The 10,095-nt window shown below is 72.7% G+C and carries 3 protein-coding genes and 1 pseudogene; all 4 read right to left on the bottom strand.

The window, feature by feature from the left end; genetic code table 11:
• Positions 1 to 8,133: filamentous hemagglutinin N-terminal domain-containing protein (locus KDH83_RS26905; protein WP_212321315.1), on the bottom strand; the 8,133-nt coding region annotated here is incomplete at its 3' end.
• 126 nt (positions 8,134 to 8,259) lie between these two features.
• Positions 8,260 to 9,228: a FecR domain-containing protein gene (locus KDH83_RS26900; protein WP_212321313.1), complete on the bottom strand. Its 969-nt coding sequence runs from the start codon at positions 9,226 to 9,228 to the stop codon at positions 8,260 to 8,262.
• Positions 9,225 to 9,746: an RNA polymerase sigma factor gene (locus KDH83_RS26895; protein WP_158658502.1), complete on the bottom strand. Its 522-nt coding sequence runs from the start codon at positions 9,744 to 9,746 to the stop codon at positions 9,225 to 9,227. The genes KDH83_RS26900 and KDH83_RS26895 overlap by 4 nt, the downstream gene beginning before the upstream one ends.
• A gap of 66 nt (positions 9,747 to 9,812) precedes the next feature.
• Positions 9,813 to 10,095: pseudogene (locus tag KDH83_RS26890) on the bottom strand (TonB-dependent outer membrane receptor); the annotation flags it as partial.

The raw sequence follows: 10,095 nt of genomic DNA, 5'->3' as shown, positions 1-10,095 counted from the left end.
GTAGTTGGACAGGTCGATGTCGCCGGACACGGTCAGGTCGCCGTCCGGCGTGGCGCTGACGACTTCCACGCCCGGACGCAGCTTGTACGCGCCCAGGCCGGCCAGGCGCGCGGCCACCGCCGGGTTGGCCAGCGCGGCGTTCATGTAGGTCTGGTTCTGGCCGTCGATGCCGTCCAGATAGCCTTGCGTGATTTCCTGCGGGCGCTTGCCGGTGACGTCCGGCGCGGCGACCAGCGGCGCGTCGTCGTAGCGGCGGAAGGCGTTCACCGCCACCGTCTTGGCGCCCTGGATCAGCGGAGTGCCCGCGACCGACACGGCCACGTCGTTGGCGCCGTTACCGGAGCCGGCGATCGCGCCGCGCTCGGCGCCGCCGCCCAGGCGACGCGCGTTCAGGTCCAGCGTGCCGCGAGCCACGCCGTCGTTGTTCTGCGCGCCGACGCCGGCGCGCAAGTCCACCTGGGCGCCAGCGCCCAGCGACAGCGTGCCGGTGCGCGAGGTCAGGTCGACGATGGCGCGGTTGGCGCTGTCGATGATCTTGCCGTAGCTGTCCACGCGCAGCGTGGTCGAATGCGCGTCGAGCACGCCGTTGATGACCAGATCGCCCATGGCCGCCAGGCGGATGCTGCCGACCTGCGGACCGCTGGCATCGATGCGGCCGTTGACGGTGAGGCTGCCGCCGTCGACCACCAGCTCGACGTTGCGGGCCCGCAGTTCGTCGCCGACCGTCAGGTCGCCGCGCTTGATCTGGAAGCGGCGCGCGCCGAAGAATCCGCCTTCGGTCAGGCGGGCGTTCAGCTCGCCGAAGTCGGCCAGCGCCTGCGCGCGCAGCACGGCTTCGCCACCTTCATACGGCACCAGCGTGCCGCCCGCGTCATAGCGGCCGGAGGCCGTGGCGCGCAAGGTGCCGCCCAGGTCGATGCGGCCCGCCGAGTCGCCCAGCGCGATGGCCTGCACGCGGCCGGCGCGGTTGTTGCGCGCCGACACGTCGATGAGCGCGCCCTTGGCCTGCGTGATATCGCCGGCCATGCTCTGCAGTTCCAGGTCGCCGCCCCAGCTGTAGCGCAGCTGGTCGAACAGGCGCACCTCGCGGCCGGCCAGGTCGATGCGCGAACCCGCGCCCAGCGCGATGTTGTCGTCGGCCTTGATCGACAGCTTGCCCGAAGGCAGCGCCACCGTCGTGTCCAGCGACACGCTGCGGCCGGCCAGGTTGATGGTGGCGCCCAGCGCGTCGCGCGCGGCCGCGGCCGCGCCGGTGCCGGCGACGGACAGCGCGCCGCCTGCCTTGACCGTCATCACCGAACCGGCCTCGCCGGTCAGGAGCGGCGTGCGGATCAGCAGGTCGCCGCCGCGATAGCGCCAGCCGTCCTGCGCGTTGTAGCCGTCCTGTTCGTGATAGACCGACAGCCCGCCCCGGGCCCGACCCGCGATCATCTTGGCGGCGTCCAGGGTCACGGAGGAAAAGCCCAGCAGCAGGCGTTCGGCCGTCACCAGATCGTTCGGCAGCTGATACGGCGAGGACTCCAGCCGGATCGTGTCGGCCACGACGTTCAGCTTGCCGTGCCCGAGCTGGTCCAGCATGGCGCCGCCGGGCGCCTGCGGCTTGGTGGCGCCGACATTGATGCCGTTGCGGTCCGCGGCGATCGCGCCCGCCCAGATGAATTCTCCGGCGGCGATGGTGGCCGTGTCGCCCGCCGCGCCGTAGCCGTAGATGGCCGGCGCGCCCAGCACCAGCCGCTGCAGCGAGCGGCCGCCCGCGCCGCGCGCGTCCAGCGCCACCGCGCCGTACACGTTGATCGATTCGTTCGCGTTCAGGATCAGGCTCTCGAGCGCCGGCGCGCCCAGCGCCGTATTGCCGCGCAACAGCGTGGCCAGCACGTCCTGGTTCATCTCCAGGCCCGGCGGCAGGTGGCCCGCCGCGCCGGCCTGCTGCAAGGCCTGGGCGCTGCCCAGGTTGACGGCCGATACGCTCAGCGCCAGGTTGCGCGTGCCGTACTGCACCGTGTCGCGCCAAGTGAAGCCGCCGCTGGTGGCCGCGCCGATGGACCCTTCGGACAGCAGCAGGGACGCGCCGCCGCAGGCCGCGACGCAGCCGCCCACGTCGATGGCGGTGCCGGCGCCGCCCTTGGGCGCCATCAAGTTCACCAGCCCGTTCGATACGGCCAGCAAGGCGCCCGAGGTCAGCGCGTAGTACGTGCCCGTGCGCGCGTCCAGCGCCGCCGCGCCGCGCCCGAGCGTGGACAGCGTCGCGCCCTGCTCGACCATGATGCCGCGCCCGCCGGAGGCCGCGTACAGGAAGATCTCGGGCGCCGACAGCACGGCGCCGCTGCGCACCAGCAGTTGCGTGTTCTTGGCGTACACGTCCATCTGGCCCGAGTCGTACACGCCCCGGCCCGGCGTGCCGCCCAGGAACATCGCACCGGCGGACAGCGCGTTCAGATCAGAGGCCTGGATCGCCGCGGCCTTGGGCCCGAGGATGGGCGTCTGTCCCGCCGCCAGGATCTCAAGCCCCTGGGCCGGCCCGTTGACGACCAGGTTGCCCGCGTATCCGCCGCTGTCCTTCGGCACGCCGAAGCGCGCCAGGCCTTTGAACGACAGCGCCGGCTGCCGGCCCATGCCCGCGCCCTCGTCCAGGGTCAGCTGCAGCGCGCGGGCGTCGACGGTCATCAGGCCGCGCTGGGTGCCCTTGCGCGCCGCGTCCGCCAGGAGGAAGGCGTTGTAGGAGGTCTCGTTGTATTGCGCATGGCGCCGCAGCACGTCGCCCGGCGTGAACAACAGGCTGGTCGGCAGCGCCGCCCGCTGCGCGGTGCCGGCCGTGCCCAGCCAGCCGCTGCCGACCCAGGAGCCGCCGCGCGTGCGCGCCACGGCGGACGCGTCATAGGCGCCCTGCGCGCCCAGCTCGACGCGGAACGCGCCCGGCAACAGCGCATAGGTCGAGGGCAACAGCGTATAGGTGCCGGCCGGCAGGCCCGGCACGCCGGCGCCGATGGTCACCTGCCGGCCCACCGCCGGACTGCCCGCGCCCGCGTCGGCCGCGATCGGCGCCTGGTTGCCGGCAAAGCCCGGCACGATGGCATAGACGGCGTTGCCCGAACGGCTGAAGCCGAATCCCGGATTGGCGTCGGCCATGGCGTAGCGCAGCACGTCCACCGAGCCGCCGCGTCCGCGCACGAAGGCGCCGCCGCTCAGTTCGCCGCCGCCGGACAAATCCAGCACGGCGCCCTCGGCCACCTCGACCGCCTTGCCCTGGATCTCGATCTTGCGGCCATCGTAGCCGGCGGAACCGGTGGAGTCCGGCTTCACCTCGTTGCCGGCGTAGAGGTACTTCACCCCATCCACCGTGCCGCCATAGGGCATGAGCAGCCCCGCTCCGCTGACGGAGGTCAGGCTGCCCGGCAGGAACCGTACCGTGCTCGGCGCCTGCGGGTTGCTTTCGAAGACGATGCTGCCCAGCGGCGCGCGCAGCACGCCGCCCTGTTCGATCAGCGGCGCCATGAGCGTCAGCCCGCCGAACGCGGCATACGGCACCGCGGGCAGATCGCCGGAGGCGCGCCGGATCGTCAGGACCGCCTTGGGGTTGTAGCTGTAGATGTCTCCCTGCGGCCCCTTTGCCATGTACTCGCCCGCGGCGATGATGCCACCGCCCCGGGTGGTCGTGTAGATCTGCGCGGCGCTCAGCGTCATGCGGTCGGGCGCCGCCAGCTTGGTGCGGATGCTGCGGTCGACAAAGCCCGGGCTGCCCATGCGCAGGTCGCCCTGGACGTCGAAGCGCACGTCGTCAAAGCCGATCAGGTCGCGCAGGCCGCGCACATCCACCAGATTCGCCGACACGTTCAGCCGGTTGCCGTTGTGGAAGTACTTCAGCGGCTCGGGCCCGAGTTGCACGAAGAAGTCGGCGCCCTGCAGCCCCACATAGCGCGACTGATTGAACAGCAGGTAGGGCGCGCGCAGGTCCACCACGCTGGCCGCCGGCGCGTCCGCGCGCAGCGTCAGCACCCCCGACAGGCGCAGGCTCTGGCGCATGGCCAGCGTCACGTTGCCGTCGGCGAACACGCTGGCATTGAGCGCCAGGTTGTCGAAGCCGCCCGCCTCGACGCGGTCCACGCCCAGGCGGCCCGCGCCGTAGGCCAGCTCGGCGCTGTCCTGGCCCGGCCGCAGGCCGGCGGCCAGCCGGCTCTCGCCCTGGCGCTGCGTCAGCACCAGCCGGCGCTCCTGCAGCACCGCCTGTTCCGGCGACAGGTTGCGCTGGTAGAAGGCACCGCCGAACGCAATGCCCAGCGTGCCGCCGGCCGCCTGCGCCGAACCGGCCGCCGCGCGCAGCGCGCCGTCCAGGTGCAGGCTGTTGGCCGAGGCCAGCACGATGCTGCCGCCGTCCGAGCCGACCAGCGTCGCGCCGCGTCCCGGCAGGTCCAGCACGGCCTGCGTGCCGGACGCGTCCAGCAGCGAGCCGGGACGCAGGATGACGTGGCGGTCGATGGGACGGGTAGGCGTATCGACATCGGCCTCCCAGTTCAGCGTGCCGCCGATCTCGATGGCGCCGCCGGCCTGCACCGTGCCATAGCGCCGACCCTTGGCGTCGGTCGCCACATGGCTGCGGCCGGCGGTGTCCAGCACCGCCTGCTCGCCGATCCAGACCGAACGGGGATTGGCCTTGGGCACATAGGGCTGCTCGCCCACGCGCGGCTCCTGGATGGAAATGCGGCCGCCCCAGGCATCGAGCCGGCCCAGCACGGTGATCTGGTCGGCGCCCCGGATCTGGATCGAGCGGCCGGGATCGACGCTGACGCGCGCGCCCTCGCCCACCACGATGGGGCCGCCTTGCGCGGCCCGGTCCGAGTACAGCGCCAGGTCGGCGCCGGCGCGTTGCGTCAGCGTGCCGCGCAGCGCGTCCTCGGTATACAGCGCCGGCGTCCAGCGCGTCAGGACGTCGGCGGGCGGGGCGCCCGAACCGGGCGCCTGCGCGGCGCCGCCCTCCAGCCGCAGCACCGGCATGAGCACGTCGATCTGCGCGCCGTCCGCGACGGTCAGGCCCTTGTAGCCGTTGATCTCGTATTTGCCGAAGCCGGTGCTGAACAACGACGGGTCCAGCCGCAGCGTGGTCGCGTCCTGTGCATCCACGGGGCCGCCCAGCACGATCTTGCCGCCGCTGGCCACGGACAGCGTGCCGCCGCCCGTGACGCCGTAGCCGCGCACCTCGCCCGCGAAGGACAGCAGGCCGCCGTTGGAAGGAATCTGGCCCAGCACATGCGAGGCCAGCGTCACGTTGCCGCCCTTGCCGCCTTGCAGCTTGCCATCGGACACCAGCGAGGCGCCGGCGGTCACGTCCAGCACGCTGCCCGCGTCCACCGCCACGTCGCCGGTGCCGCGCAGCGCGATGCGGCCGCCGTCGCGCACCGGCAGGCCGGCCAGGCCGTCGGCGTCCCGCAGCAGATTGGCCCAGACGCCGCGCGCGTCCAGCATCACGCCGCCCGCGACATGCAGCCGCGCCTTCTGGTTGGCGGCCGGGGCCAGCGCCGAGTCCTCGAGCCGCACGGCCAGGAAGGAGGGCTGGTACAGCACGTTGCCGGCCTGGATCAGGCCGCCACGGCTGGTCAGATTGGCCTTGACGTCCACGTCGGGCGCATACAGCGTGATTTCGCCGCCATCGGCGCCGCGCAAGGCCGCATCGACGGTGATGGAACGTCCGGCCGCGACGCGCAGCCGGCCCAGCGAGAAGCCGTTGAGCTGGTTCGCGTCCAGGAACAGCTTGCCCTTGTTTTCCTGCGGCAAGGCGGCGCCCAGGTCCAGGCCGTCGGCCACCCGCTCGCGTCCCGCGCCCAGCACCACTTCGGCCACCGTGTCGCCGGTGGCGCCCAGCTGGGAATAGATCTGGCGCGAGGCGGTGTCGTAATAGCGCACATCGTTGCCGACCACCAGGCCGGCGCGGCGCGCGACGGCGCGCTGCGACTGGCTGTAGCCGTCCAGCCCGGACTGCGGCGCGCGGTCCTGGCGCGTGCCCTGGTAGGTGTCGCCGACCAGATCGCCTTCCAGCACGGCGCTGCGGGTCGAGATGAGCAGCGTGCCGGCGTCGCGGCCGACCGTGTAGCCGTCCTCGTAGCGGGTGCGCGGCGCCAGCAGCGGGTTGTAGAAGCGGCGCGTGGCCTTCTCGCCCCAGCGCGCGGAACGCTGCTCGTAGCCTTGGTAGACGCCGGTGTAGAGCACGTCGCCCGGGGCCTTGTCAGCCACGTACAGGCGGCCATCCGCGCCGCGCAGCCAGGTCTGCTGCAAGGTGCCGGCGCGCACGTCCAGCGTGCCGCCCGACAGGTTGATGCTGGAGCCCTTCTGCGTCACCACCTCGGCGCCCTCGAAGCGCACCTGGCCGCCCTGCGCCAGCCAGTGGCTGACCGGCACGCCCATGGTGCCCAGGTAGCCGCCGACTTCCAGCAGGCCGCCGCCGCTGTACCAGCGGTCGCCGTCATAACCGCCGCTGCCGCTGGCGACGCGGATCAGCTCGCGCCGGTCCAGCCAGATATCGCCGTTGTTGAGCTTGCCGCTGTCGCGGTTCATCGGCGCGTCGCGCTGCTCGTTGCCCTGGACGTTGATCTTGAGATTGTTCGATTCCATCGACACGGCCACGCCGATGGCGCCGCTCACGTCGATCTGCGCGCCATCGCGCACCAGCGTGCGCTTGCCGGCCTTGACCCCGACCTGCCCGCCGGTCGCCAGCGTCAGCGAATCGCCCTGGAAGTCGACCGTGCCGCCGCTCTCCACCTGCACCAGCGACAGGTCGCGGCGATACGGGTCGGTCTGCCCCAGCGTCTGGCCCGTGGCCAGGCTGGCGGGCATCAGGGCGTCGCGCTGGCCGTCCAGCGCGGTGGCGCCGTCCAGGTCAACCAGGATGGCGGTGGTCGAGCCCGAACGCAGCGTCACCGCGCCATCGGCGCCGACGCCGTTCAGGTGGATGGTGCCGCGCGCGTCCACCGAGGTGGTCGAGGCCAGCACGCCGGCCTGCTCGACCTGGCGCGCGGCCAGCGTGATGTCGCCCAGCGGCGACAGGATCAGGCCGCGATTGCGCACCGTGCCTACGCCCGAGGCCGTCACGTCATTGCCGCGCGTGGTCGAGGCGACGTTGCCCTCGGTGCCCTGGCCGCGCTTGATCACGAAATTGTCGCCGGCCGCCAGCGCCGCCTGGCCCTTGGGCGTGGTGATGGTGCCGGCATTGTCGACCTCGCGGCCCAGCAGCAGGACGTAGCCGCCGGACTGGGTCACGGTCGAGGGACGATTGGTCTCGATGACCGCGCCCGGGCGCAACTCGATCTTGCCCAGCGCATCGGTGAAACTGGGCGTCTTGCCGTCCGCGCTGTACAGGCCGTTGTTCTGGAACTGCTCGTCGCTGACGCGCGTGGCCGCGGCCACCAGGTTGCGCACGTTCACCTGCGCGCTGCCGTCGAACACCACGCCGTTGCGGTTGACGATCATCACCGTGCCGTCGGCCTTGATCTGGCCTTGGATCTGCGACGGACGCGCCTGCGGATCGTTGACGCGGTTCAGCACCGCCCAGTTCGGATCCTGGCGGAATTGCACCGTGGTATTGCGGCCGACGTTGAAGGTCTCCCAGTTCAGGATGGCCTTCTCGCCGGTCTGCTCGATGGCGACGTTGACACGGCCGTTGGCGGCGGTCTGCACCGGCGCCTTGGCATTGCGCCAGCCGGCGGTCAGGGGATTGGCGTCCACCTTGAGGCCGCCCTCCGCCAGGCCGTCCGGCAGCGCGCCGCCCGTGGCCAGCGCACCATCACGGGCCGCGCGCTGCGCCGCCTGCTGCGCGGCGATCGACGCGGCGGTGCGCCCCAGGTTGCCCACCGAGCGCTGCAGCTGCTCGCGCGCGGCCTGCGACTGGCGCGCGCCGTCCGGCAGCCCCAGCGCCGGTTGCCCGTTGGGCAGGCGGCCCGTGACCGCCGTGTTGGCCTGCGCCGCGCCCTTGGCCGCGAACCAGCCGCTGCTGAACGCAGCGGGCTGGGCATGGGCGGCGCCCGCGCCGACGAGCGCGAGCGAGGCCAGCGCGGTCGCCAGCGGCGTACGGCGCGGCGCCAGCCGGCCCTTGAGGCTGGCGGCGGGGCAGTTGCGGATGCGGGAGGGAGTGCGGGTGTGGCCGGGCATGGAAACGGACTCAGGTTGGGGACCGGATGACGCGCGCCCGGTGTGACTCGGGCCGCTCGCCTGCGATATCTCCTGTCGTGTTTGCCCGCCCGGAACCCGAACTGGTTTTTTCGTGAATCTTTTGTGTCAGCTCAATAACACGATGCCCTTGGGCAACTGGCGCACATGCGCGCCGAAGGCCTCGCGGATCCGGTCGATCGCCAGGTCCAGCCGGGCGATCTGGAAGCGCCCGCTGACCCGCCGCGCCGCCAGCGCGTCGTCCAGCACCATGATGCGGCCGGGCCGGTAGCGGTTGATCTCGGCCACCGCCTCGGACAGCGGCATGTCGCGGAACACCAGCACGCCCTCGCGCCAGCCCATGGCCTGCTCCATGTCGGCGCGCGCCGGCGCCGTCACCGCGACGGCGCCGTAGCGCGCCTGCTGGCCGGCCTCCAGCGCCAGTTCACGGCTGGGATGGCGGATATCCACGCGCCCCCGCAGGCAGGTGACCGTGACCTCGTCGCCGCTGCGGCGCAGCCCCACGCTGGCGGCGCCCAGCAGGATCTCGCCGGCCCCGGCCGCGACGGTCAGGCCCTGGCCCTGCTCGGCGCAGGTGATCGCGGCCTGCCCTTCCAGCAACTCAAGGCGGCGCGGGCCGTCGGCCACGTTCATGCGGGTGCGGGCGTCCAGTTCGACCACGGCCTGCCCGCCGTCCCAGTCGACGGTGCGCTGCTCGCCCACCGCCGTGCTGTAGTCCGCGCCCAGTCCTTCCAGGCTGGCCCACCAGCCCAGCGGCGGCAGCGCGGCGGCGGCGGCCGCCGCGCCGGCCCCGGCCAGGCCCGCGCGCAGCATCACCCGGCGGCCGGGCCGCGCCAGCGCCGCCGCCGCCGCGCGCGGATGCGCGGCGCGGAACGCCCTGCCGGCCTGCCCGATATCCACCCAGGCGCGCCGCGCCCGCTCGAACGCCGCCGCGTGCGCGTCGCTGTGCGCGCACCATTCCCGCAACGCCAGCGCGTCGCGCCGCGTGGCCTGCCCGGACTGGATGCGCCGCACCCAGGCCTCGGCCTCGCTGTCCAGCGCCTTGGCGCCCGATTTGAAGTAGCGGCTGAAAATCATCGATCCGACCTTGAATACGGCAGGCGCGCGCGGCAATAGGCCTGCGCGTGCTGCAGCTCGCGCTCCACCATGCGCACCGAAATGCCATGCCGCGCCGCCAGCTCCTTTTGCGTGACGCCGTCCAGGCGCGCCGCCAGCAGGATCTCGCGCTGACGCTCCGGCATGCGCTCCAGCGCCCGCATCAGGGTCTGCAGCGCCTGGCGGTCCTCCGCGATCTGCGCCGGGCCGGGCGCGGCATCGGGCGTCAGCCCCAGGATCTCGTCGGCCTCGGCGCGCGTCAGCCTTTCATCGCCCGAGCGCGCGTAGTCGGCGGCGATATGGAAGGCCATGCGGTAGATATAGGCCTCGGGCTGCCGCACCGCCTCGGGCGCGGCGACGCCGTCCAGCTTCAGGTACGCGTCCTGCAACGCGTCGCCCGCCAGCTCGTCGTTGCCCAGGCGGGCGGAAAGACGGCGCTTGAGCCGGTCATAGTGGGTGACCAGCGACTTGCGCAACGAAGCCAGGCCGCCGTCCTTCATGGGGCCGGTCCCTGGCATGGCGGACCGGGATGGCGGTCCTGGCGGAACGCATCCGCGCTCTTGCCGTTATGCAAGACAGTCTCCGGTGGCCGCGGCCTGCCCAGGCCGGATCACAAAGGTGATGGGCTGGCCCACGCCCGGCGGCGCGGCCTCGTCCAGTTTCAATCGTCCCAGCCGCTGCGTCAGCAGCTGGTCGCGCTCGGGCGAACCCGTGGAATCCAGCAGGCGCACGCGCCGCACCTGGCCGCTGTCGCCGAACCACAGGCTGACCGCCGCGCGGTAGCTGCCCGGACGCACATCCGGGTCGCCGCAAAGCAGCGCGCGCATGGCGGCTTGCAGCTTGCCGTAG

Source organism: Achromobacter sp. Marseille-Q0513, from assembly GCF_018195695.1.
In the GTDB taxonomy this organism is placed as follows: Bacteria; Pseudomonadota; Gammaproteobacteria; order Burkholderiales; family Burkholderiaceae_B; genus Achromobacter.
This window is presented reverse-complemented; position numbering and strand designations above follow the sequence as displayed.